The 24,394-nt window shown below is 31.4% G+C and carries 22 protein-coding genes and 1 pseudogene; 12 read left to right on the top strand and 11 right to left on the bottom strand.

The window, feature by feature from the left end:
* Positions 1-213 precede the first annotated feature (213 nt).
* Together GQR95_RS13380 and GQR95_RS13375 are read left to right on the top strand one after the other, a co-directional pair.
* Positions 214-1,074 carry a hypothetical protein gene (locus GQR95_RS13380; RefSeq protein WP_159023632.1) on the top strand — a complete coding sequence of 287 codons (861 nt, stop codon included), beginning with the start codon at positions 214-216 and terminating at the stop codon, positions 1,072-1,074.
* 149 nt (positions 1,075-1,223) lie between these two features.
* Positions 1,224-3,104, top strand: a complete 1,881-nt coding sequence (locus GQR95_RS13375) for a cytochrome-c peroxidase (protein ID WP_159023631.1) — start codon at positions 1,224-1,226, stop codon at positions 3,102-3,104.
* 105 nt (positions 3,105-3,209) lie between these two features.
* On the opposite strand, the gene GQR95_RS13370 is transcribed toward GQR95_RS13375, so the two are convergent.
* Together GQR95_RS13370 and GQR95_RS13365 are read right to left on the bottom strand one after the other, a co-directional pair.
* Positions 3,210-3,572, bottom strand: a complete 363-nt coding sequence (locus GQR95_RS13370) for a DUF779 domain-containing protein (protein WP_159023630.1) — start codon at positions 3,570-3,572, stop codon at positions 3,210-3,212.
* 99 nt (positions 3,573-3,671) lie between these two features.
* Complete coding sequence (locus GQR95_RS13365; protein WP_159023629.1) at positions 3,672-5,171, bottom strand: aldehyde dehydrogenase family protein; 1,500 nt, start codon at positions 5,169-5,171, stop codon at positions 3,672-3,674.
* A 165-nt stretch (positions 5,172-5,336) separates the two neighbouring features.
* Here GQR95_RS13365 and GQR95_RS13360 point away from each other — a divergent pair, with 165 nt between their 5' ends.
* The 3 genes from GQR95_RS13360 (at position 5,337) to GQR95_RS13350 (ending at position 7,184) form a co-directional block, all read left to right on the top strand.
* A complete protein-coding gene (locus GQR95_RS13360; RefSeq protein WP_159023628.1) occupies positions 5,337-6,254 on the top strand; it encodes an AraC family transcriptional regulator in 918 nt (305 codons plus the stop codon).
* 83 nt (positions 6,255-6,337) lie between these two features.
* Positions 6,338-6,739, top strand: coding sequence for an MFS transporter (locus GQR95_RS13355; RefSeq protein ID WP_159023627.1), 402 nt, complete (start codon positions 6,338-6,340; stop codon positions 6,737-6,739).
* A gap of 124 nt (positions 6,740-6,863) precedes the next feature.
* Positions 6,864-7,184: a hypothetical protein gene (locus GQR95_RS13350; protein WP_159023626.1), complete on the top strand. Its 321-nt coding sequence runs from the start codon at positions 6,864-6,866 to the stop codon at positions 7,182-7,184.
* Between the two features lie 109 nt (positions 7,185-7,293).
* Here the strand turns inward: GQR95_RS13350 and GQR95_RS13345 are convergent, their stop codons facing one another.
* Positions 7,294-10,116 carry a S9 family peptidase gene (locus tag GQR95_RS13345; RefSeq protein ID WP_159023625.1) on the bottom strand — a complete coding sequence of 941 codons (2,823 nt, stop codon included), beginning with the start codon at positions 10,114-10,116 and terminating at the stop codon, positions 7,294-7,296.
* A 377-nt stretch (positions 10,117-10,493) separates the two neighbouring features.
* Here GQR95_RS13345 and GQR95_RS13340 point away from each other — a divergent pair, with 377 nt between their 5' ends.
* Together GQR95_RS13340 and GQR95_RS13335 are read left to right on the top strand one after the other, a co-directional pair.
* A complete protein-coding gene (locus GQR95_RS13340) occupies positions 10,494-11,951 on the top strand; it encodes an FAD-dependent oxidoreductase (RefSeq protein ID WP_370514492.1) in 1,458 nt (485 codons plus the stop codon).
* Positions 11,952-12,064: 113 nt separating this feature from the next.
* Positions 12,065-12,550, top strand: coding sequence for a GNAT family N-acetyltransferase (locus GQR95_RS13335; protein WP_159023624.1), 486 nt, complete (start codon positions 12,065-12,067; stop codon positions 12,548-12,550).
* A 93-nt stretch (positions 12,551-12,643) separates the two neighbouring features.
* On the opposite strand, the gene GQR95_RS13330 is transcribed toward GQR95_RS13335, so the two are convergent.
* Positions 12,644-13,063 carry a DUF2147 domain-containing protein gene (locus GQR95_RS13330; protein ID WP_159023623.1) on the bottom strand — a complete coding sequence of 140 codons (420 nt, stop codon included), beginning with the start codon at positions 13,061-13,063 and terminating at the stop codon, positions 12,644-12,646.
* A 290-nt stretch (positions 13,064-13,353) separates the two neighbouring features.
* On the opposite strand from GQR95_RS13330, the gene GQR95_RS13325 reads away from it, so the two are divergent.
* The 5 genes from GQR95_RS13325 (at position 13,354) to GQR95_RS13305 (ending at position 19,137) form a co-directional block, all read left to right on the top strand.
* Positions 13,354-13,869, top strand: a complete 516-nt coding sequence (locus tag GQR95_RS13325) for a thioredoxin-like domain-containing protein (RefSeq protein WP_159023622.1) — start codon at positions 13,354-13,356, stop codon at positions 13,867-13,869.
* Between the two features lie 12 nt (positions 13,870-13,881).
* The gene (locus GQR95_RS13320) at positions 13,882-14,556 is read left to right on the top strand and encodes a thioredoxin family protein (protein ID WP_233265933.1); all 675 of its coding nucleotides are present in this window, start codon (positions 13,882-13,884) and stop codon (positions 14,554-14,556) included.
* Between the two features lie 148 nt (positions 14,557-14,704).
* A complete protein-coding gene (locus GQR95_RS13315) occupies positions 14,705-15,229 on the top strand; it encodes a GNAT family N-acetyltransferase (RefSeq protein ID WP_159023621.1) in 525 nt (174 codons plus the stop codon).
* A gap of 394 nt (positions 15,230-15,623) precedes the next feature.
* Positions 15,624-17,858 carry a S9 family peptidase gene (locus tag GQR95_RS13310; RefSeq protein WP_159023620.1) on the top strand — a complete coding sequence of 745 codons (2,235 nt, stop codon included), beginning with the start codon at positions 15,624-15,626 and terminating at the stop codon, positions 17,856-17,858.
* A 481-nt stretch (positions 17,859-18,339) separates the two neighbouring features.
* On the top strand, positions 18,340-19,137 hold the full coding sequence (locus tag GQR95_RS13305; protein WP_159023619.1) for an SHOCT domain-containing protein: 798 nt from the start codon (positions 18,340-18,342) through the stop codon (positions 19,135-19,137).
* Between the two features lie 127 nt (positions 19,138-19,264).
* Here the strand turns inward: GQR95_RS13305 and GQR95_RS13300 are convergent, their stop codons facing one another.
* The 7 genes and pseudogenes from GQR95_RS13300 to GQR95_RS13270 all read right to left on the bottom strand — a co-directional run bounded on the left by GQR95_RS13300 (position 19,265) and on the right by GQR95_RS13270 (position 24,390).
* Positions 19,265-19,711 carry a DUF1566 domain-containing protein gene (locus tag GQR95_RS13300; protein ID WP_255473264.1) on the bottom strand — a complete coding sequence of 149 codons (447 nt, stop codon included), beginning with the start codon at positions 19,709-19,711 and terminating at the stop codon, positions 19,265-19,267.
* A 3-nt stretch (positions 19,712-19,714) separates the two neighbouring features.
* A complete protein-coding gene (locus GQR95_RS13295) occupies positions 19,715-20,035 on the bottom strand; it encodes a DUF1566 domain-containing protein (protein WP_159023617.1) in 321 nt (106 codons plus the stop codon).
* Positions 20,025-20,198 (bottom strand): hypothetical protein, encoded by a 174-nt coding sequence (locus GQR95_RS13290; protein WP_159023616.1) that lies wholly within the window; start codon positions 20,196-20,198, stop codon positions 20,025-20,027. The genes GQR95_RS13295 and GQR95_RS13290 overlap by 11 nt, the downstream gene beginning before the upstream one ends.
* Before the next feature lie 92 nt (positions 20,199-20,290).
* Positions 20,291-20,527, bottom strand: a pseudogene (locus GQR95_RS13285) (RNA polymerase sigma factor); the annotation flags it as partial.
* Between the two features lie 197 nt (positions 20,528-20,724).
* Positions 20,725-21,642, bottom strand: a complete 918-nt coding sequence (locus GQR95_RS13280) for a hypothetical protein (RefSeq protein ID WP_159023614.1) — start codon at positions 21,640-21,642, stop codon at positions 20,725-20,727.
* A 94-nt stretch (positions 21,643-21,736) separates the two neighbouring features.
* Positions 21,737-22,540, bottom strand: a complete 804-nt coding sequence (locus GQR95_RS13275; RefSeq protein ID WP_159023613.1) for a VanW family protein — start codon at positions 22,538-22,540, stop codon at positions 21,737-21,739.
* Between the two features lie 23 nt (positions 22,541-22,563).
* On the bottom strand, positions 22,564-24,390 hold the full coding sequence (locus GQR95_RS13270) for a glycoside hydrolase family 2 TIM barrel-domain containing protein (RefSeq protein ID WP_159023612.1): 1,827 nt from the start codon (positions 24,388-24,390) through the stop codon (positions 22,564-22,566).
* Positions 24,391-24,394: the final 4 nt, after the last annotated feature.

Below are 24,394 nucleotides of genomic sequence, written 5' to 3'. Positions count from 1 at the left end.
TAAAAAATGCTTCGATTGTTTCTTTTACGTTGTGTTTGTGCGGTGTAATGTTAATTAAATGTTAGCTAGGTTAATAAATTTTTATCATGATAAAAATGCATAGGGGCAGCGGGTTTTTAAAGTACTTATTAATAAACGGCAGCTGTATATAAATTTAGGGAACTCTTAATTTATAGCTTCTGTTTTTTTAATTAAATCATAAAAACAATCTTAATGGGTGGTCATAAAAACAAGTATTTACAAAGTGTTGTTAAGTCTGTTTTACCTATAATAATCTGTTTACTATTATCTATTCCTGCATTTTCGCATGGTGATTTATCTGTGCGTATAGAAAAAAAAACAGCAGAGATTTTGAAACATCCTACAAATCCTGAACTCTATTTTGAACGCGGAATGCTTTACCAACAACATGTAGAATATACTAAAGCTTATAACGATTATCTTAAATCTGAATCTTTAGGAAACACCAATAAAGCATTAAAATATAGAATGGCCGAGCTTCATTATTTAACTGAAGATTATAACGAAGCCTTAAAAGCTATTACTTCTTGTTTAGAAATAGATAAAACCGATGTGAAATCAAAAAAATTAGAGGCTCAAATATATTATCAGTTAAAATCTTATAACAAGGCATTAACAGCTTATGGTTATGTGATGACAAATATGACGGACATACGCCCGGAAGATGTTTTAGAGTATTCCGACATTATACTTGCAGATAATAATAAAAACTACAATGATGCATTAGTTGCAATAGAATCGGGTTTAGAAAAACTAGGACCAAACACATTATCACTTCAGCTTAAAAAATTAGATTATTTAATTGCTTCACATCAGTCGGAAAAAGTTATAAAACAATACGATTATTTCATTCTTCAATATAAAAGAAAAGAATTTTGGTACTACAAAAAAGCTTTGTATTTAATACAAAATAATAAGCCAGAAGCTGCAAATATATCCTTAAAACTAGCAACAATTTCAATAGAACAATTAGATGCTAAGTATAAAAGCATGAACTCTATAATTGAATTAAAACAACAAATAAAAGACACAGAAAATTCCCTTAACAACTAAATATCTGTGTCATTATAGCTCTATTATAAATCGTATAAAAGTATATTCTGTTCCTGCTAACGATATTTAATGAAACCTCAGCACGGTTCTACTTAGGTTGAATTTTAGTTGATGTTTTACTGTTATTTTGAAATAAATTCTAATTATAAATGAAAAAATTAAGTCTACTAACATTATCTGTAATTGTTTGTTTCTTTATGTTGGCTGGAAGAAAGACACCCGTAACATATCAGGCTAATACTATTCCTACAGAGGTAAAAGCATGGTATACAGACAATTTTTACACCTTTCAGAATGAAGTAAATATATTGGCAGATTTCGCAAATAGATCTACGTCTGTAAATGACTTAGAAAGACTGAGGACACAGGTTAAGAAGACAAGATTGGTGTATAAAGAAGTCGAATTTATTTTTGATTATTACCAAACGCCTTACAACGGAACATTTATAAACGGCGCGCCTTTACCTAAAATAAGTGAGTATTTCGAAGAAGATAAAGTGATTGCGCCTTGTGGTTTGCAAGCCTTAGATGAAGCTGTTTTTGAAGAGGATTCTTTAGAAAATTTAAACCACATAAAAGCGTTGGTTAACGGACTTAAATCGCGAGTAGATTTTATAACAAAAACACATTTACCTATTCAGTTAAAATCGAGTCAGATTATTGAATGTATACGATCTGGTATGGTGCGTATTTTTACTTTAGGTGTTACGGGTTACGATACGCCAGGCTCTGTTAATGGTTTACAAGAAAGTTACCAAAGTATGCAAAGTATGGAAAAAGCATTTCTCTTTTTTGAAAGTGGTGTATATCCAGAAGCAAAGCCTAAATTTAAAAGCATTAAAAAACTTTTTAAGAAAGGCGAAAAAATGCTAAACGGACACACCAATTTTAATGATTTTGATAGAATGGTGTTTTTAAAAGAAGTGATAAATCCTTTATATGCTGAATTGTTAGAGTTTCAGCATCTAAATAATATTAAGTTAGAACCTTATAAAAAGCATGCACAAGATTACCAGGCAAAGAATATATTCGACATCAATTTTCTTAAAACTAATTTCTTTTCAGAGTTGGTGTACTTGCCTTTAGATGACCCTAAAACCATTGCTTTAGGTGAATTGTTGTTTAACGATCCGCAGCTTTCAAATAAAAATATAATGTCATGTTTAACGTGTCATAATCCAGAGAAAGCATTTACAGATGGTTTACCTAAAAGCCAATCAAATAAAGCAGGTATTTATACTTCAAGAAATTCTCCAACCATTTTAAATGCAGGATATTCTACACGTTATTTTTTAGATATGCGCGCTTTTAATCTTGAAAAACAAGTGATGCACGTAGTTGATAATGATTTAGAATTTAATACAGATTTTGAAACTATTGTTAGAAAATTAAATAAAAATGCAGAGTACGTTAAGTTATTTAAAGGTGCTTATGGCGGAATTAGCAGGAATAATATTAATGAAAGATCGGTTAGTAATGCACTTGCAGCTTATGTAAATTCATTAAAATCGTTTAATAGTCCGTTTGATAAATATGTAAGAAATGAAACCGATGAATATCCAGAAGATGCTAAACGCGGATTCAATTTATTTATGGGAAAAGCGGCCTGTGGAAGTTGTCATTTTGCTCCGATGTTTAACGGAACCATTCCTCCATTTTATTTAGACTCGGAATCGGAAGTTCTAGGAATTACCCAAGGATTTGATAGTATTAATCCTGTATTAGATACAGATTTAGGACGTATGGTTAATAGACTTCGTGGAGACAATCAAACGTATTATAAAAACTCGTTTAAGACCGTTACTGTTAGAAATATTGCTCTAACTGCACCTTATATGCATAATGGTTCGTTTGATACTTTAGAAGACGTTTTAGAATTTTATAATCTTGGTGGCGGAGCAGGAATGGGGTTAGATGTTAAAAACCAAACCTTATCTGATGTGCCATTAAATTTAACGAAACAAGAGATTAAAGACATTATCTCATTTATGGAAACACTAACAGATATTTCTGAATATGTAGTTCAATAAAAACGTGTAAACTATTATTGCACAATAATAAAAAAGACCAATGCTAATTTTAGTATTGGTCTTTTTTTTATGAAATGGTGCTAAAGGCGATCTTTTTAGATGTAATTAATTATTTTTAGTATTTAATATTTCGTTTTCTTGATCTGTTAACAGTCTAGAATGAATTAAAAATCGAAGTCCCAATGGAATTTCTAACGAAAAACTAGCTCCGCGTCCTTTTGTAATATCAACTGTTAAATGCGTATGTTTCCAATATTCAAACTGATCTTGATTCATGTAAAAATTCACATCATGTAGCGTGCCTAAAAGAATATCACTTTCATCTAAATACATCTCATCTTTTTCAAATAACATGGGAGCAGATCCATCGCAACAGCCACCACTTTGATGAAAAATTAATTCTCCATGTTTTGTTTTTAATTGTTCTAATATTTCTGTTGCTGCTTCTGTAATTGCTACGCGTTCCATAAGTTTTAAGTATTAAAAAGGCTACCTTAAAACAATAACTTATTAATTGTTAAGCATGTTTTTAAGATGGCCTTTATTGTTATTAATCAATATCTCTGTCTAAAAGAAACCCAGTTTATTTTTATCGTAAGAGATTAGCATGTTTTTAGTCTGACGATAATAATTAAGCATCATGACATGATTTTCTCTTCCAAAACCAGATTTTTTATAACCTCCAAAAGGCGCATGTGCAGGATAAGCATGGTAACAATTTACCCAAACACGACCCGCTTTAATGGCTCTAGGTATTTGGTATAATTGGTGCGCATCTCGTGTCCAAACTCCTGCGCCAAGTCCGTACATGGTATCGTTTGCAATCTCTAAAGCTTCAGCCTCATCTTTAAATTTGGTAACACAAACTACAGGTCCGAAAATCTCTTCTTGAAATACGCGCATCTTATTATGGCCTTCAAATATGGTAGGTTTAATGTAAAAACCATTTGCCAAATTACCTTCCAATTTATTAGCTTCTCCACCAGCTAATACTTTTGCGCCTTCATCTTTTCCTATTTTAAAGTACGATTGTATTTTCTCGTATTGGTCGTTAGACGCTTGTGCACCAACCATAGTATTTACATCGTATGGATTACCTTGAATAATGGCTTCTGTTCTAGCAACAACACGTTCCATAAACGCATCGTAAATATCTTCTTGTACTAAAATTCTAGATGGACATGTACACACTTCTCCTTTATTAAAAGCGAATAATACAGCGCCTTCTACAGCTTTATCTAAATACGCATCGTCTGCATCCATAACCGAATTAAAGAATATATTAGGCGATTTTCCTCCTAATTCCATAGTTACAGGATTTAAATTTTTAGAAGCATATTGCATAATTAATTGCCCAGTAGTAGTTTCTCCTGTAAAAGCGACTTTATCTACTTTAGGACTAGAAGCTAATGGTTTTCCTGCTTCTGGACCAAAACCATGAACAATATTAACAACACCAGGAGGAAATACATCTGCAATTTTTTCCATTAAAAAAGATGCAGATGCAGGTGTTTGTTCTGCAGGTTTTAAAACCACGCAATTTCCTGTAACTAGGGCAGGAGGTAATTTCCAGGATAACATTAATAAAGGGAAATTCCACGGGATAATTTGTCCGACTACACCTAAAGGTTCCTTTATATTCATGGATAATGTATGCTGATCTAATTCTGTAGCGCCACCTTCTTCCGAACGAATACAAGCTGCAAAATAGCGCCAATGGTCTATTGCTAAAGGAATATCAGCATTTAAAGTTTCTCGAATTGGTTTTCCATTATCGCAAGTTTCAATTAAAGCAAAGGCTTCAAGATTTTCTTCAATAATATCTGCAACTTTATTTAGCATCGCAGCTCGATCTGCAGCCGATGTATTTTCCCAACCTTGTTTTGCAGCATTAGCAGCATCTAAAGCTAATTCGATATCTTCTTTTTGCGAACGCGGATATTTAGCAATAAAACTATTATCTATGGGAGATGTATTATCGAAATACTGACCGCCTAACGGGGCCATAAATTTTCCATTGATGTAATTGTCATATTTCTCTTTAAATTCTGGCTTAGAATAATTCATGTAAAATAGTGTTAAATTATTAATTAGGTAATTTTTTGATTTAATAAATGTGTTATATTTATTTATTGTAAAGTTATTTTATCAAATATGAAATAACTTGAACGTATTTATCATAATTTAGAACGTATCTATTGTTTCTGGATTATAATTTATAAAGAAGAACAGATGAAAAACATTTTAGAGCAGCATAGAAATATTAGAAAACTAACCACTTTAGTAGAGAATAGAACGACTTATAGTGCCGATTATGCTGAACTAAATATTTATGAAACCCATGCGTATGCAGAAAATGTGTCTCTTACGTTTAACTTTCCTGTAATAGCGAGTATGCTTACCGGAAAGAAGATTATGCATATAGATGGTTTTGAAGCTTTCGATTTTTTTCCGGGAGAATCTGTAGTTATGCCTAAGAATAAAGAAATGATAATCGATTTTCCGCTTGCAACAAAGCAAGAGCCAACGCAATGTTTGGCTTTAGGTATAGATGCTTATAAAATAGATGAAGTTGTCGAGAAATTTAATCAGCAAGTTGCTATTGAAAATGAAAATGGCAATTGGAAGTTAGACGATACGTCTTCTCATTTAATAAATAATATAGATGTTAACCATTTAATAGAGCGCCTAACTTACACCTTTACCAATAATAACAAGTCTAAAGATGTGTTGTTAGATTTAATGATACAAGAACTTATAATTAGGTTGTTGCAAACTAAAGCGAAGTCGTTAATTATTAACGATCCCAATCAAATTTTTAATGATACACGAATGGGCACTGTAATAAAGTACATTAAAAATAACTTAACCAATAAAGACATCACTGTAGATGTGTTGGCTAAAATTGCATATATGAGTTCGTCTCATTTTCATAAACAGTTTAAAAATACGTTAGGCGTTTCTCCAATAGATTACATTAATTCTGAAAAGATTAAATTCTCTAAGAAACTAATTAAAGAATCTAAAGATTTTAGAATGTCTGAAATTGCTTTTAAGTCTGGATTTAATAATACAAGTTACTTTAACAGGCAATTTAAGAAAATGGAATTAATGACGCCTCAGCAATTTAAAAAGTCTATTTCCATTTAATGTTTATTCTTTAGAATTATTAATGCACTATTCTTTAATTTATTCTAAATTTAGAACGTAATAGTTCAATTTGATAAAGCACAATGGAAGAAAAAATAAAAGTATTAAAAGTAATTCATTTAGCATTATCTGTAGGTTTAATCCTCGTGTATGCCATTATTGGAGATTTAAATGCTTTAACTCATTTTAGTTTTAAAAGCGTAAATACTTCAAATATTATATTCTTATTTGTTCCTGTAATAGCTATACTGCTTGGTCATTTTTTGTTTTATTCTCAAATAAAAAAGATAGATTCTAGATTAAAGTTAGAAGAGAAATTTCCCGCATATCAAACCGCTTTAATATTAAGATGGGCTGTACTTGAAGGTGCTGCCTTTGTAATATTATTTTTAAGTCCAGGTTTTATGATTTTTGGTGTATTTATAATTTTGTATTTTCTTTTCTTAAGACCAACAGAAGATCGCATTAAATTAGATTTGACTTAAAGCTTCGTAATAAATCATATCATGAAGTCTTTATTGTTGATTAAAACAATATAAAACAGAACATGTACGTTAGTATACATATTGTTTTAAATTCGTTATTCTTTTATATTAAATAGATACCATTTTGAATATTAACAGGTTTAAAAATAAATGGGCATGCTTTGGTGTCTTTACAACAACAGTAATAGGTTTGTATTACTATTATGACCAATCTATGATTGGATTTCCTGATGGACATCTTACCGAATACGATGCCTTTTATAAATCGATGTTGTTTCCCGTTTTTTTTAGTTTAAATACACTGTTTTTAATAGGTTTTATAGTGTCGCTACTAAAGACTGAAAAATCTAAAAAAACATTTATTATGTACATTGCAGTTTTTGTTCTATTTCTAATGGTAAATTATTACTGCTCTATACATCTTGAACATGGTCAAGGTGGGTAATCTGTAAATAGGTATTTGGTGTTTATATATTATAAAAAAATAAAGCGATCAATATACTGTTTAAAGTACATTGATCGCTTTTCTATTTAATTCTTAGTTTACTACTATACTAATTAGATTCATTTTCCATTAATTCGTAACCTTGGTTAATTCCTTTTTCAATAGCAGGAACACCACGTTCCATCCACATGGGTTTAGCAGCACCTTTTAAGTAATAATCAAAATACTGAGCTAATCTGATATTAAAATCTTTTCGGTTTTGATATTTTAAAGGCCAATGCGGTTCTCCGTTATAGTTTAATAACCAAGCTGGTTTTCCTAAACGACGTAATCCAACAAAAAACTCTATACCTTGGTACCATGGCACATGTCCGTCTGCATCGTTATGTAAAATTAATACGGGTGTATTTATTTTGTCTAGACTAAAAATAGGAGAGTTTTCTATGTAACGCATTGGGTATTCCCAAGGTGTACCTCCAATTCTACTTTGTGTATGTTCGTATTGAAACTGTCTGCTTAACCCAGTTCCCCAACGAATACCTCCATAAGCACTAATCATGTTAGATACAGGAGCTCCAGATTCTACGGCTTTAAATAAATCGGTTTTGGTTACTAAATATGCAATTTGGTAGCCTCCCCAACTGTGACCTTGTAAACCAATATTGTCTTTATCTACAAATCCTTCAGCGATTAGCGATGCAACACCCGGCATTAAACAATTGTAAGCGCTTTCTCCAGGGTAACCGTCTTTATATTCTATATCTGGATTAAAAATAAGATAACCTCTACTAGCATAAAAACTGTAATTTATTGTTGAACGACCATAGACTGGTGCTTTATGACGATACAATCCATCTGAATTTTTTTCGTAAAAATTCACTATCATTGGGTATTTCTTATTCGGATCGAAATTTTCAGGTTTAACCAACATTCCTGTTAGTGGTTTACCATCTAAAGAGGTCCAATTTACCAATTCTACGGTTCCCCAATTGTAATCTTTTTGTTGCGGATTAGCATCACTTATTTTAGTGTCTTTCTTAAAACTTAAATTAGAATACCTAAGATCTGGAAATTCTGTAAAAGATTCTCTAGTAAAAATTACATCTGTAGCATCTTGTGCCTGTATTGGTCTAGAATATTTATAAGGTCCTTCTAATTCCTGTTCTCCTTTTTTGCGTTTAGCATTATAGCTATAGTAACCTGAATGTTTGGTGTCTTCATTAAAAGTTGTAAATAGCCAAGGTTTATCTGTGTCTAAGTAACGCGCATCATCATCTAGTTCTACATATCTATATTGTGTTTTAGTTTCCCTTCCTTTTGTTAGTCTAGCCATTTCTCCGGTAGTTGGATTAATAGACCAAACATCGTATCTGTCGTAAACTAATAAGGCGGCGTCATTTTCTGTCCAACCTGCAATCCCGTAAGATCTTGGATAATTAGGTGTGTCGTTAAGTTCGTTATAAAACACTTTGTCTTTAGTTAGATTTAATTGCTTTCCGGTGCTAATATTATAGCTTACCCAAGTGCTATCTACCAAATCATAACCATATACATATTTCGCTTTAGGGCTTAAACGCATACCTCCAGAAAAATTAGTTATTATCTGTTTTGTATTTCCTGTTGTAGCATCTACAAGGGCGTAATCTGAAGTTCTTAATGCTGTCCATTGGCGAGATAACTCATAAGGTAAAGATGTGCTAACTAAAACCTGATCAGCATCACCTTCATCACCGATATTACTATTTGGATAATCTGTAGTCGCTAATTGTATAATTGTATTGGTGTTTAAATGAAGCACAGTTTCATACGATTTCTTTGTATCGCGTTCTACATTTAATTCCTGTACTGTATATAATTTAGGCTCGTTATAGGTCCAAACTTCTACATTTACAATTTCTTCATCTAATAATGTGGTATCTTTAATAATAGACGGTGTTGCTAAACCAAAATACAGTTTAGATTCATTTTTAGAAAAAGATATTTTGCCGTCTGATGATACACGATATCCTTTTGGAGCTGTTGTATTATTTATAATTTGAGAAGCTTTAGATTCTCCAGATTTCCAAACGTATAATTCATTAGGACGTTCTTGTACTTTAGTAGAATCTAAATCGGCTATAAATCCTAGTTTTTCACCAGAATCACTAAACTGTAATTTATAAAATTTGGCTTGATCATGACTTTCAAAAACTTGAATTTCTTTATTATTTTCTAAGTTTAAGACATAAGCGCCTGGAGAGTATTTATCTTTTTCTCCGGTTGTAGTATATGCAAAACGCTGTCCTTCTTTAGCAAAAGTGTAGTTTGTAACATATTTTATAGTGTCTTCTTTTTGTGTTTTTAAATTTCTAAGTACAAGATGGTATCCGTTTTCTTTACTTACTTTTTTAGGCCCTTTATTTTTTTTGCCTTTTGTTAAAGTATCACCTTCCTTATCATTAGAAATACTGTCTTTATTTTTCTTCTTATCAGATTTAACTTCAGCAAGCATATACGCAACGTATCCTGACCATTTTTCTGGTAATTTGTAGTTGTCTACATTCGCTATTTTGGTAACCTGTTTTGTTTCAAAATTATAAATACCTAATGTGTCTTTTGGTAAGTCTTTTTTCTTAACCTTATTACGCTTTAATTCTGCAATGCTATCTTTCCATGCATTAATAGTAAATACAGCATATTTAGAGTCGGTAGTGAATTTTCCTTTTTCAGCACGATCATGCTCGAAAATAAGTTTAGCTTTTGCATCTTTAATTTTTAAGAAGACATCTTTTTCTCCTTGTTCTAGATTATACATTACATATTCACCATTTGGCGAAATTTCCTCATTATCTATGGTATTCCAGAGTCCGATATCGGATTGATCAAGGGCTTTTTTTTGTGAGTAGCTTAAAAGGCTAAAACAGATTAATAGGATGGAGAGCGTACTTTTCATTAATTAGGATTTTATTTTTTATAAATATAATATAAATGAAAATAATCCGCGATTTTAAAGGTATATCCGACTTAAATAAACATTTATGATAAAAAAAGCATAAGAAAATTAAAGATTTACAATTCATTTTAGTTTGTATTTATGATTTTGTAAATGGGTTTAAATTCTAGAAGCTACCTAAAATTGAGTATCATTCGTAAAAGATGAGAATATGTTTATAAGTAGTATAATTGTTTATTAGTAATTTTATGTTCTATCATAACTATAATAGGATTGTTTTTTATCATTCAAAGTCATTCTTTACTTTTGGCAAAAGATTTTAAAGATGAAAACGAATTAATGCTCTAAGACATGAACACTCGTAAAATTCAAATCCATTGAAAAAGGAACAAATATCTGATATGTGTTGGACAATTTGCAATGCTTGTAAAGGTCGTGGTAAAAAACGACGGAAATTAAGTAAGAAAGCAAAACAGCAGTATCAATTGGCTTGCGATAAATTTGAAGCATCTGGAAGTATAGGTCCTGTTCCTGTAAAACCTAGAGGTGATTTATATTCATGTCCAACATGTGACGGAACAGGATTATTATCTGCAACTCATTTCTCTAAACCTAATACCGAACTATATCCGCATATTGCCATTATTGGTGGAGGAATTGGAGGTGTTGCCTTAGCTGTTGCATGTTTACATCGTGGTATTCCGTTTACACTTTACGAACGTGATGGTGGTTTTAATACCCGATCTCAAGGCTACGGACTTACATTACAACAAGCCAGTAAAGCCATTTCTGGATTGGGAATTACTAAGTTAAAAGAAGGTGTGGTTTCTACACGGCATGTTGTACATACTCCAGATGGAACTGTAATTGGAGAATGGGGCATGAGAAAATGGTTAAAAACAACAGCACATTCAACCTCAAAACGGACTAATGTACATATTGCGAGACAAGCTCTTCGCTTAGAGCTTTTAGAACAACTTGGAGGAGAAAACAAGGTACAATGGAATCATCAATTTATAGATTTTAAAACATCTAAAGCAGGAGATGTAGATTTACGTTTTCTTGTAAATGGAGAAGCTAAGCATGCTAAAGCAGATCTTATTGTTGGAGCAGATGGTATTCGTAGTGCAGTTAGAAAGCGTGTAATTGGAGAAGCATTTACGCCATTACGTTATTTAGGTTGTATTGTTATTTTAGGGATTTGTCCGTTGGAAGCTTTAAACGGATTAGAAAGTCCTTTATTAGATTCAGCTACTGTATTTCAAACCGCAAACGGTAAAGAACGTATTTATATGATGCCTTTTACTACAGATACAGTTATGTGGCAACTCAGTTTTCCTATGGAAGAAGCAGATGCTAAAGCATTAAGTTTACAAGGAGCTCAGGCTCTTAAAGACGAAGCTTGTCGCAGAACACAATGGCACGATCCAATTCCTCAGATTATGGCGGCTACTCAAATAACTCAAGTTTCTGGTTACCCTGTATACGATCGTGCTTTGCTAACTTCAGAATTACTAGAGCAAGAAGAGCATGTTACATTAATAGGAGACGCAGCTCATCCCATGAGTCCGTTTAAAGGGCAAGGTGCAAATCAGGCCTTGTTAGATGCATTGTCTTTAGCTCGTGAAATTACAAGTGCATGTAGATCCGAAAAAAACTGGAGAGCAAAAGGAATTAGAAAAAGTGTATTAACTGCTTTTGAAACCGAAATGATTACACGTAGTGCTACCAAGGTAAAAGATTCTGCAGCAGCAGCAAAATTTTTACATTCAGAAATAGTACTTGAAAAAGGTAATGAACCCAGAGGAAGAAGCATAAAAAGATTGGATATGTAGTGCTTTTATTTTTATCAAAGTTTTAGGAAATGGATTAATGTAATTTACTTAATTTTAATCACATATAATTTTGTCTATTCTATTTCTGTATAGATAAATAAAATAGAAACGATATGATAAGAGAAATGACTGAAGCAGATAGTTCTAGAGTTCTTGATATTTATAAAATGGGATTAGATTCTAGGAATGCCACTTTTGAAATTAATGTACCGCTTTGGTCTACTTGGGATTCAAAACATCTAGAACATTCTAGATTTGTGTGGGAAGAAAATAATAAAGTTTTAGGTTGGGTGGCTTTATCTCCAGTATCTAGTAGAGTAATGTATCAAGGTGTTGCAGAAGTTAGTGTTTATCTAGATGCGAATTACCTTAATAGAGGAATAGGCTCGTTGCTTATGGATAAAGTGATAAAATCTTCTGAAGATAATGGGATCTGGACGTTGTATTCAAGTATATTTCCTGAGAATGAAGGTACCATTAAACTTCACGAAAAATTTAAGTTTAGATTAATCGGACGCCGAGAAAAAATAGCAAAACTTGATGGTTTATGGAGAGATACTTTGTTGTTAGAGCGAAGAAGTAATATTGTTGGCTTTTAATAGTATAAAATATAAAAGGTTGAGACTAACAAGACAGATTTTAAAAATCGCAACTCAAGTTAATTTCAACCTTTAGTATTAAACGTTACTTTATTATTCTTTTCTAAGCCAATATTGAGTTCTTCCAAAAAGAGAAACGCCTAAAAAACCTCTTACTTTAAGTTTATTACTATTTACCAGTTTTAAATAACAACTGTAAACATCTCCAGATTCAGGATCTAGAATTGTTCCGTCGCTATATTCGTCATCGTCTTTCTTAATATCTTCAATAATAACTAAACCAATCATAGGATGGTTTTTTTTATCTCCTTCACACGCTGTACAAACCGAGTTTTTTTCTCCGATGTATTTGTCTATTATTTTCGCAGAATAAATATTATCGGTTTTAGTTATTTCTATAAGTGCCTTTTTTTCATTGGTTTTATCGTCGTAGGTTTCCCATTGTCCAATAATTGTTTGCCCCGTAGCAGTGATACTTAAAGTAATTAAAAGTAGAAAAAATAGATGTTTCATTATGGTTAATGTATTTAGTTAATTTAATGTTTATTAAGTGTGTATTTATAAATACAGGGTTAAAATATATTAAATTATTAAAATAAGCAATGTTTTAATAAGAAAACGTGTAAAATAATGGATGTTTATTGAAAATACATAAACAAAAGAGTTTTGTTAGAATTAACGCTAATATTGGTTTTTAGCTTTGTGTTGTTAAATATTACTTAAAAGAATAGGTTTCAATTAAACATTTATATCATTTAGTTATCCTAGTTGTTTATATAATCTCTTAACTATATTGCTTTAAAATGAAGTTACAAAAGTACATCTTACTATTAGCTATTTTCTTTATTCCGTTATGTCATGGTTTTATATATGGACAGTCTAAAAAATCTGATCAAGATATTACAGTTTATAATTTTGAATCTATAGAACCTTTATTATATACCAATTCAGATAAAATTCATATTGTAAATTTTTGGGCTATGTGGTGTGCACCTTGTGTAAAGGAATTGCCAATACTTAAAGCTTACGAAGCTAAACATCCAAACGTAGAGATTTTATTAGTAAGCATGGATTTTCCTGAAAATATAGAAACAGACCTTAAACCTTTTTTAAAAGAAAAAGGCATTACATCTAAGGTTGTGATGTTAGACGACCCAGATGCTAACTCTTGGATAGACAAAATAGATCCAAATTGGTCGGGTGCTATTCCTTTTACCATCATTTTTAATGCTGAAAAACGTTCCTTTCACGAGCGTGCTTTTCAAAATATAGAAGATTTAGAACAAGAAATAAATAACACTATTAATAATAACAAATAATAATTGATAAGAATGAAAACACAAAACGTTGTATTTGCAATTGCCTTTTTAATGAGTAGTTTACTAATTCCTTTTAATGCTAATGCTCAAGATAAAAAAGGACCACCTCCAGGAGGCGGACATAGTCCTGTGCAGTCTAAAACACTAGAAGAAGCTGGCGGATATAAAATAGGAGAGGTTGCAACAGATTTTAAACTTAAAAATGTAGATGGAACGATGTTCTCTTTATCAGATATAAAAGATGCTAAAGGATACATTGTGGTCTTTACATGTAACGAATGTCCTTTTGCAAAAATGTATGAAGATCGTTTAATAGAATTACATAACACATACGCGCCTTTAGGTTATTCTGTTGTGGCCATAAACCCGAATGTAAGTGAGGATAACGTAAAGGAAAATTTTGCTACTATGCAAAAAAGAGCATCAGATAAAGAATTCCCTTATGTGTATTTAGCAGATGAAGGACAAAAAATATTTCCGCAATACGGTGCAGTAAGAACGCCACATGTATTTTTATTAGACCAAGATAGAAAAGTACAATATATTGGTACAATAGACGACAATGCAAGATCTGCAACAGACGTAAAAGTAAAATATGTAGAAGACGCTATCAAAGCCTTACAGCAAGGAGCTAAACCAGAACCTAATTTTACAAAAGCTATTGGTTGTCCTGTAAAGGCAATCTAGTTTTATAACCTAATTTATATTTAATAAGCATTTGTTTAGTCTTGGCTAAATGAATGCTTTTTTTGTTGAATAGACTTCATTTTAATCCTGTATATTTAAGACTCTAAAGGCTGTTTTAATTTTGAGACGAGTTCTAATTAAATGAAATATGATAGTATTTGAAACCGAAAGATTAATTATAAAAGGATTAGAACCTGTAGATAAAGTATACTTCACAGAATTACTTACAAATCCTGAAATTTTAAAACTCATCCCGCAAATCCCATTTACAGAAAATCAGATCTTAAATAGATTTAATAAAAACTTGAATCTTAAAGTGAGTCAATTATACCATGAAAAATGTGTTCTCGGAATTTTTGAAAAACATAATCCAAATCTTATTGGGCTGAGTTTATTTTTAATGAAAGCAGACAACACTCACGAATTAGGATATCGCTTTAGAGTAAAGTATTGGGGAAAAGGATATGCTACAGAAACCACTAAAGGCATGTTAGATTACTATTTTAAAGTGATGCAAGTAGATAAAGTTATGGCAGATGCTAATATTGCAAATTCAGGTTCTATTAAAATTCTAGAAAAATTTATGTCACCTATAAAAGAGTTTTTTAATGAAAGGGATCAATGTACAGATAGGCGTTATCAAATTAATAAGCATGATTATTTAAAAGATTAGATGTCGTAATAATGCAAAGAGCCTTTAAATGAAATAGACTCAAGATTAAATCATAAATTATTAGTGCTTTTAAATGAATGTCCTCATTAATTTCATCATTTTAAAAGGCTCATTTTTAGTCTATTTATGTGAATCTTACAACGCTAAATTTTAATAGTTTTAAGTAAAAAAACTATAAATTAAATCGAATAAAAGTTATCTATCTCTACTTTACTTTATAGTGTTTTGGTTAATATAGTATCAATATTGGTTAGTATACTCAAAAAATAAAAGTAGATATTATCTTAATATTGTTATTGTAAATAAGCTTATAAATAGGCTTACTTACTGATAAGTTCTAATAAACAGAGCTTATTTTTTTTTATATCAAATTAAACATAAATTAACTTAATTCATGAATAAAAATATAGTTGCACTATTTGCCGTTTTTTTAGTGGCTTATCAGGCACAATCGCAAACACTTAAGACATTGACTTTAGAAGACATTTATAAAAATGAAACCTATAATCAAAAAGGTTTTGGTCCAGTAAGATGGATGAAAGATAATAGGGGCTATTCTACATTAGAATCTAATACAGAAATAGAAGGTAAGGATATTGTAAAATACGATGCAAAGTCGGGTAAACGAACCGTTTTAGTTTCTGCTTCGCAATTAATTCCTAAAGATGAAACTAAAGCTTTAGAAATATCTGATTACCAATGGAGCACAGACGATAGTAAACTTCTTGTATTTACCAATACAAAACGCGTTTGGAGATATAATACTAAAGGAGACTATTGGGTTTTAGATTTAGTCACTAATCAATTAAAACAATTAGGGGCAGACTTACCAGAATCTACTTTAATGTTTGCTAAATTTTCACCAGATGCATCTAAAGTAGCATTTGTAAGTGAATTGAATATTTTTGTTCAAGACTTAAAAACAAATAAGGTTGAACAGTTAACTACAGATGGAGGAGACCATATTATAAACGGAACTTTCGACTGGGTTTACGAGGAAGAACTGAGTTGTAGAGACGGATTTAGATGGAGTCCCGATGGCGAACATATTGCATATTGGCAATCTAATACAGAAGGTGTTGGTACGTTTTATATGATTAATAATATAGATTCTCTTTATTCTAAACCTATTCCTATGCCATATCCAAAAGTAGGAACAACGTTATCTTCAGTAAAAGTTGGTGTATTACCAGTAAAAGGAGGAGAAACAAAATGGTTTGATATTCCTGGAGATCCTAGAAATAATTATTTAGCTCGTATGGATTTTATTCCAAATTCTAACGAAGTTATGGTACAGCAATTAAACCGTCCGCAAAATCAAAATAAAGTTTGGGTTGGAGATATTGAGTCTATGAAGATAAACAATATACTAACAGAAACAGATGATGCTTTTCTAGATATACATGATGATATTCGTTGGTTAGATCATGAAAAATATTTCACTTGGTCTAGCGAACGCGATGGTTGGTTACATTTATATAAAGTGTCTAGAAATGGTGAAGAGATTCAACCCATTACTAAAGGCGAGTTTGATGTTATAAATATTAATAATATAGATGCTAAAGGAGGTTATGTGTATTACATAGCTTCTCCAGATAATTTTACACAACGTTATTTATATAGAAGTAGAATTAATGGTAAAGGAAAAGCAGAACGAATTACGCCAGTAAGTAATATGGGGCAAAGTAATTATCAGATTTCTTCAGATGCGAAATGGGCGATTCAAACATTTCAAAATACAACGACACCATCAAGATATTCGTTAGTGAGTTTACCTGCCCATAAAGAGGTAAGAGTACTAGAAGATAATAGCGAACTAAAGCAAAAGTATGATGCATTAGCTATTAATGATAAAGAATTTATAAAAGTGAATATCGGAGACGATGTTTTAGATGCTTGGATGATTAAACCAAAAGATTTTGATGCAACTAAAAAATACCCACTCTTCTTTTATGTTTATGGAGAACCTGCTGGTTCTACTGTGCAAGATAAATGGGAACGCCGTGGTTTATGGCATCATTATATGGCAGAGCAAGGCTATGTTGTGGTTAGTTTAGATAATAGAGGAACAAAAACACCAAGAGGTCGTGATTGGAGAAAATCTATTTACGGACAAATAGGAATTTTAGCTTCAGAAGATCAATCTAAAGCAGCTACCGAAATTTTAAAAACATATAATTTTCTAGACCCAGAGCGTGTTGGTATTTGGGGATGGAGTGGTGGAGGCCAAATGACTTTAAATTGTATGTTTAGATATCCAGAAATTTATAAATCAGGATTAGCAGTGTCTTTTGTATCCGATCAGAGATTGTACGATGCAACTTATCAGGAGCGTTATATGGGCTTGTTAGAAGATAATGTAAAAGGATACCACGATGGATCTCCAATAAACTATGCACAAAATTTAGAAGGAAATTTAATGGTTATTCATGGTACTGCAGACGATAATGTACATTACCAGAGTTACGAAATGCTAGTAGATCGATTAATAAAATATAATAAGTTATTCTCTATGATGTCTTACCCGATGCGTTCTCATTCTATACACGAAAGAGAAAACACACAGTATCATTTATGGCAAACTATGGAAAAATACTGGAAAGAAAATTTACCCGCTGGTGGAAAATAATTAGTACACGTTTTTTAATTTTTAAATCCCCCTTAATCACTCTGCTATAACCTGTGGAGTGATTTTTTTTATAATAATTTGTGTTATCCCTAATACTAATAAAGTACAGTTAGTATACAGAAGAAGATATTAACTGTGTTTTTCCTTTCTAATTATATATTACGTTTTAAGTTTGATATTTCTAGCTTATAGAATAAAATTTATAATTTATACCATAGATTGTTATATCATCTTTTTCTGAATTTGACTTCTGTTTTTATAAGGAATAAGGCTGCTAGATTTGAATGAAATGTATTTAATAAATGAAGCAGAATAATGAGGGATCGTTTTTAAAATAATTATTAATCAATGTTTTACGCTAAATTATTTTGAAGAATTAAAGAAAACTTATACTTAAAAATGAACTATTGATTAGACTTAGCATTACATTTGCAGCAAAATTGTTAGCTAAAGTAAGTTTTAACAAAAAAAGAAAAAGATTATGAATGCAATATTCACAGATGCTAGTTTTCAAAACATGACGAATGTAGCAAATCGTTACGGTATAAGTGTTAATGCGGTTACAGACTTAACACATGCACTAATGCTTAGCAATGGTACAATGGCACAATTTAATATTCCTGAATTAGGAGGCGGAGGCCAATGGATGCAAGGCGGAATGACAATGGTAGGGGATATGTTTAACAATCAGTTAAAATCTACGGTAGACGGACTTTGCTACGAGTTATCTAATTTAATTAATCAAGGAGCTATTCAATATAAGCCTTTACCTAAAATACAAAACCAAAATGGTTCTATGTCTTCTGGAAATTGGTGGGGAGATTTAGGTTTTCCTAATTCTACAGGTAGCCAAAACGGAACGAGCTATGCTATATTTTCAAATATTAGACGTTTAGCAATACAAGAAAATGGTAAAGTTACTGTTTTCGATACATTAGATAACCAAATTGGAGGTGTAGGACAACAACAAGGCGGAAATTACTCGGTAACATTCACGAGTCAATATGGTATGGTAGACTTAAGCACATTACCTATTGTTTCTGGAGGAGAAAACAAACCACAGCAGCAACAAGCACCAATAGTTCAAGAACCAATCCAAAATCAGTCACAACCTATAGAAATGAATCCTCAAGTTCAAGATGTTCAAAATACGAACACTACAGAATTAGAAGAAGATATCTTCGCTAAAATTGAAAAATTAGCAGGTTTAAAAGACAAAGGTATTCTTACTGAAAATGAATTTAATAGTAAAAAAACAGATTTATTAAACAGATTATAAAATAATATATTAAACGTTTAGTTTACTAAAATAATCATAAAAAAAGCGAGACCAATTTTGGTCTCGCTTTTTTGTTTAAAATATTTAGTTACCCTTAATTAAGGCAACTAGAACTGGTTACCTCATATTATTTTGAATCTCCAACTAATCTCACATAATTATTAATACGTTCCTCGTTTTCTTTGTTAGGACCATCCTTCATTTTAGTATCAAAACGGACAGCTCCTGCGCCATGTGTATCTTCACCTTTCGGATCTACGGCATAACCAAAGGCAACATAATCTGCAAAAGGCATTGCTTTCTCTCCACCTGCAGATGTACTTGACCAAAAATAGGGGTAATCTTTATGTCCGGCTTCATTAGTAATTCCAGAGATATTAAACATTTTAGTATCTAATGCTGGAAATACTCCAGAATAATCTACTATACTTTGTAGCTCTTTTACATTTGGCAAACGCCAGTCGGAATAGCTTGCATAATTAGATGTTTCTGCATATTTAAGAGCAGCTTCCCAATTCATGCCTTTTCCGCTATCGTTTTTAGACCACATTAATCCAGTCGCTTTATCTGTAATCGTTTAATTTCCATTATCTACAAAATTATTTATACCGTATGTGCCTCCACGTACATATCTGCTACCATCTAATGCTCTAATATGTCCGGTCCAATCGTTAACAAGAAAAGCTACTCGTGTTTTAGCATGTTCTGTATTTACTAAATAAAAATTACTAGACCAAGTGTGTTGCTCGCGTTGTGATTTACCATCTTTACTTACTAAATGAAAATATTTAGTATCTACATAAGGCCAACCTTTAGATTGATTTCTAAGAGACCAAAGCTCTTTTATAGTTGGCATACGCCAATCTGTATAACCTCCAAGTTTAAGGCTATCGCACATCTTCCCAACCTTTACTTTGCTCTGATTGGTCTTGTGCCCACATTAATCCAGTTACATTATCGGTAACAGTACCATCTTCGTTATCTGTGTAAGACATTTTTTTACCTGCTTGATAATTTCCATCCTGCCCATAAAAAGAATCACTAGATTTTAAATTAGTCACTGTTTGTCCTGTGGCATCGTAGGTTTTTGTTTGTCCTGTAGCTGTAAGTATAAAACTGTTTTCAGAAATGTGTTGAGGTGTTTTGTTAGCCTTTATTTTAGCAAGTACCTCTTCTTTTGTAGGTAACTGTTTATCGTTTCGTGGTGGTTAAGCGCCTTGTTAATGGTAATTCTATAAACCCAAGTACTTACTTTTGATTTTCCTTTAAACGTACTCGCACTTTTAAAAATGGTAAGAAAAACATCTTGCGTAATTTCTTCGGCTTCTTCTATATTTTGTAAATAGCCCAAAGCTGTATTGTACACTTTGTTTTTATACAAAAGGTATAATTCCTTAAAGGCTTTTTAGTTGCCTTTAGCTATTTGTTTTATAAGCTTTAGTTCGATAATAACTTTTTAAATAGGAAGAATCTATTTGTTATTGAAAAGTAGTAGACTTCACGTGATTTTCCTAATGAATTATTGAAAAAATGAAATTCCGTATTAGATTTCATTTTTAATATTCCAGTTATTTTATAACAAACTTTTTATTGTATTTCTATAATACGTTCTTCTATATTAGTTGTATCTGCAGCAGCTATTTTTTTACTTTCAATACTATAAATAACCCAACCACTAGCAGCATGAATTATTGATGCTGTATTGGTTTCATTTGTTAAGTTTGGAAACTCACTTCTAGTGGGTAAAGTTTCACTAAAAGCTCCTGAATTTTTTAAATACTTATAGGTTTCATCTGTTAATTGTTGTGAATTTATAATTTGATTAGACCGAAATACAGCATTTCCTTCTGTCTCGTTTATTTTATCTAAACTGTAACTTACATTGGTTTGAAAGGGGGCGCCTCCAAAATTGTTTGCAGTTTCTATCGTGCCTTGTAACTCTTCACCTAATTTATATTTTACGCCATTAAATTGATAATATTGTAGTGCATCTTTAATTGCATTTGCTTCAATAGATTCTTTTGTTGCATATAAACTCATAACATTGTCTATTATTTTTTCTGAGTTTGGAATGTCTTTTAATTCAACTTTCAATGTGTCTGAAACTTGTGTTAGATAGGTTTTAATATCTTCCCAATTCACAACTTCTATAAAAGTACCAAACTGATCTGTTTTTATTTTAACAGATATATCGTTAGACATTTTAGACAGCTTTTTAGCTAATTTATTTTCTGTATTTATGTTGTAGTTTTTATAAAACCATTCTATAGTATAACTATTTTCTGTAGAGTCTATTATTTTAACATCGACTTGGTAAGTCACTAATTCTCTAGAAATAGTGTCATTACTTTTTATCTTTAATTTTTGATAAGAAATATTATAAGATTGTGTCTCTAGTTTATTCCAGTATCCAATGACTTGCACGGTAGAATCTTTCATGCTTATTTGTCCAGTAAGTGTAGAGGAAAACAAAATTAATGTTAAGAATACTAAAAATTTATGCATTTTATATGTGTTGTTTTAATATTGAAATATAAATAGATTAGGGGGAAATTATTAATGTTTTTTACTTAAATTAAAGAAGATAGTCTTAAGAGTTTTAACTTTCAAGAAACGGGTTATACATCATAATAGCATGGTTTTCTACGAGTATGGTTTCTGTTTCAGAATCTGTATTAGAGGTTAGTTTAACAATCTGGTTGTGTCTAGAATATCCGCCCCAAAACTCTTGGGTTATATGATGATTTCTTTCTTCTATTTTATAAGTTTCTTCTAGTTCGTTTTTAGCGCATAATTCACCATGTAAATGGGTCTTGTCTAACCATAACTTAATAACAAAACTATTCTGGGTTTCGTTTTTAATTTGTAAATCTATGTAGTTGTAAGATAATGTTGCTCCAGCACCAAAAGGTACGTTTCGTTTTACATCTGGAAAGACATCAAAACCATGTCTGTAGCGTTCTTTTATTGTTAATGGGCTGTGTGCAAAAATCCAGAACAGTAAATTTCCCAATTGGCAGAGGCCGCCACCAATGTCCTTATCCATCTTGCCATTATTTAAAACCAAGCCTTCTAAATAGCCTTTTTCTTTTGTTGGTCTGCCAACTAATTTCCAAAGTGAGAAGTATTCATTGGGTTTAATTTCAATTTGATTAAGGTGTTGTATCGCTAGTTTTAGATTTGTTCTTTTATTCTCTTGCAAATACATGTCTACATCTTTAAGAGGTCTTAAAATAAGCGATTTGTGTTTGAATACAGAATGTTTAAAATTGGTTTTTAAACGATGTTTTGCATATTGCTTATCAGAGAATAACCAATGCCATTTGCGTTTTAAGATAAAGTATTCTTTTCCTAAAGTTTGTCTTAATTTGCTTCGTACAATTGGTTTTTCTATGGCCGCCACATTAATGTTTATAAGGGAATTACTTAATTTTTATTGTTGTAAAAGTTCTGAAGTACAAAAAAAGCTTTTTTCTTTTTACCATCTTCAGATATTAGTCCCTTTCTGTTCCATCCATCTTGAATTTTTGGTAAAACTCTTCTTGGAGATCTAAAATCGACTAATATCCAAGGAGAAAAGCCTTGTAGTTGCTCTATGTTTTCTAACATTTTTAAGGTCTCTACATATAGATTTTCTTGAAATTCTTCTGTCCATCGTGTGTTTTTATCTCCATGAAAACCTTGTTTTGCTCCGGCTCCAAATTCTGATATTAAGACCGGTTTATCTTGTTCGATAACCCAACTAATTTGCGAGCATTTTTCTGGTAATCCGTCGTACCAACCTATGTATTGATTAAAACTTAAAATATCTACAACATCTGCAAAGGGATCATTTATAGTTCTTACAAATTTATTACCATTATAATCGCTTTGTTCTAGTGCTGCACTTATAAGTCGAGTAGGGTCTTTTGCTCTTGTGTATGTTGCGAGTTTAGTTAAAAATTGATTTCTAGACGGACTTGTAGGTGTCTCATTAGCCATAGACCAAATAATAACGCTGGCCCTGTTTTTATCTCTATTAATAACTTCTGCAAGCTGGTTTTCTGCATTTGCATACGTACTTGCATTATCCCAAGCAATAGTCCAATACACTGGATTTTCTTCCCAAACTAATATTCCCATTTTGTCTGCTAAGCGCACCATGTGTTCGTTGTGAGGATAATGTGCAAGGCGTACATAATTACAGCCTAATTCTTTAGCCCAATTTAAAAGTGTTTTTGCATCTTCTAGAGTAGAACCTCGACCATGAGTTATCGGACTTTCTTCATGTATAGATATGCCTTTTAAATAGATTGGAGTATTGTTTAATAGTATTTGTTTTCCTTTAGTTTTTATACTTCTAAACCCAATTTGATCTGTTATGTTTTCTTCGTCTGTTTTAATGTGTACAGTATATAAATACGGATTTTTTGTAGACCAAAATTTAATGTCTTTTGAAATGATTTCGAAAGTTGCTTTTCCGTTGATATTGGTAACAATGTTTTTTCTAATATTTAGTTCAGGAATATAAATTTGTATGTTTTTAGTAGCTTTATCTTCTCCATTTAAAGTGACATATCCTTTAATTTTATTAGAATTATAGTTGTCTAACTGAATAAAATAATCTTGTACAAAAGTAGGACTTGTTTCTACAAGTTTAACATCTCTGGTAAGTCCGCCATAATTCCACCAATCTGTACTTAATGTTGGGACACCTTCTTTAGATCTTTTATTATCAACTTTTACTACAAGATAATTGTTGGTGTCTTTTATAAGGTTAGTTACTTCAAAATTAAAAGGTGTAAAACCACCAACATGAGTTCCTAATTTTTTTCCGTTTAAATAGACTTCTGTTTTATAATTAGAGGCTTCAAAATAGAGAAATAATCTATTCTGTTTTTCCATAAATACATAATCAAACGATTTTTTATACCATACAGTACCTTCGTAATAAAAGAGTTTTTCTTTTTGTGTATTCCAATCGCCAGGAACAGCAATAGTGTCCATACTGTCAAAATCATACTCTAATAATTCTGATGGAGATTCTTGTTTCGAATTTGTAAAAAATGCACTTTTACTTGGTGTAGCCTGTAAATCGAAGGGTTCGTGACGGTAGTTGTAATAACCATTTTCATAAGGATCTACAATATAATTCCAGTTTCCAGATAAGGAGGTAGACGGTCTGTTATAGGTGTTTATTATTAAGTCTTCTTGTGCAAATGTTGCATTAGAAAAGATAAAGAGCATAAGAATAAAGATCGTTTTTTTTAACATGTGG

It is taken from the genome of Formosa sp. L2A11 (genome assembly GCF_009796865.1).
Classification (GTDB): domain Bacteria; phylum Bacteroidota; class Bacteroidia; order Flavobacteriales; family Flavobacteriaceae; genus Formosa.
Note: the sequence above shows the minus strand (reverse complement) of the source record. Positions and strands in the feature narration are given on the sequence as shown.

What these genes read in the sequence shown, in the direction of transcription:
- GQR95_RS13380 (WP_159023632.1), top strand. Translation starts at nt 214, where the DNA reads ATGGGTGGTCATAAAAACAAGTATTTACAAAGTGTTGTTAAGTCTGTT.
- GQR95_RS13375 (WP_159023631.1), top strand. Translation starts at nt 1,224, where the DNA reads ATGAAAAAATTAAGTCTACTAACATTATCTGTAATTGTTTGTTTCTTT.
- GQR95_RS13370 (WP_159023630.1), bottom strand. Translation starts at nt 3,572, where the DNA reads ATGGAACGCGTAGCAATTACAGAAGCAGCAACAGAAATATTAGAACAA.
- GQR95_RS13365 (WP_159023629.1), bottom strand. Translation starts at nt 5,171, where the DNA reads ATGAATTATTCTAAGCCAGAATTTAAAGAGAAATATGACAATTACATC.
- GQR95_RS13360 (WP_159023628.1), top strand. Translation starts at nt 5,337, where the DNA reads ATGAAAAACATTTTAGAGCAGCATAGAAATATTAGAAAACTAACCACT.
- GQR95_RS13355 (WP_159023627.1), top strand. Translation starts at nt 6,338, where the DNA reads ATGGAAGAAAAAATAAAAGTATTAAAAGTAATTCATTTAGCATTATCT.
- GQR95_RS13345 (WP_159023625.1), bottom strand. Translation starts at nt 10,116, where the DNA reads ATGAAAAGTACGCTCTCCATCCTATTAATCTGTTTTAGCCTTTTAAGC.
- GQR95_RS13335 (WP_159023624.1), top strand. Translation starts at nt 12,065, where the DNA reads ATGATAAGAGAAATGACTGAAGCAGATAGTTCTAGAGTTCTTGATATT.
- GQR95_RS13330 (WP_159023623.1), bottom strand. Translation starts at nt 13,063, where the DNA reads ATGAAACATCTATTTTTTCTACTTTTAATTACTTTAAGTATCACTGCT.
- GQR95_RS13325 (WP_159023622.1), top strand. Translation starts at nt 13,354, where the DNA reads ATGAAGTTACAAAAGTACATCTTACTATTAGCTATTTTCTTTATTCCG.
- GQR95_RS13320 (WP_233265933.1), top strand. Translation starts at nt 13,882, where the DNA reads ATGAAAACACAAAACGTTGTATTTGCAATTGCCTTTTTAATGAGTAGT.
- GQR95_RS13315 (WP_159023621.1), top strand. Translation starts at nt 14,705, where the DNA reads ATGATAGTATTTGAAACCGAAAGATTAATTATAAAAGGATTAGAACCT.
- GQR95_RS13310 (WP_159023620.1), top strand. Translation starts at nt 15,624, where the DNA reads ATGAATAAAAATATAGTTGCACTATTTGCCGTTTTTTTAGTGGCTTAT.
- GQR95_RS13305 (WP_159023619.1), top strand. Translation starts at nt 18,340, where the DNA reads ATGAATGCAATATTCACAGATGCTAGTTTTCAAAACATGACGAATGTA.
- GQR95_RS13295 (WP_159023617.1), bottom strand. Translation starts at nt 20,035, where the DNA reads ATGTGCGATAGCCTTAAACTTGGAGGTTATACAGATTGGCGTATGCCA.
- GQR95_RS13280 (WP_159023614.1), bottom strand. Translation starts at nt 21,642, where the DNA reads ATGCATAAATTTTTAGTATTCTTAACATTAATTTTGTTTTCCTCTACA.
- GQR95_RS13270 (WP_159023612.1), bottom strand. Translation starts at nt 24,390, where the DNA reads ATGTTAAAAAAAACGATCTTTATTCTTATGCTCTTTATCTTTTCTAAT.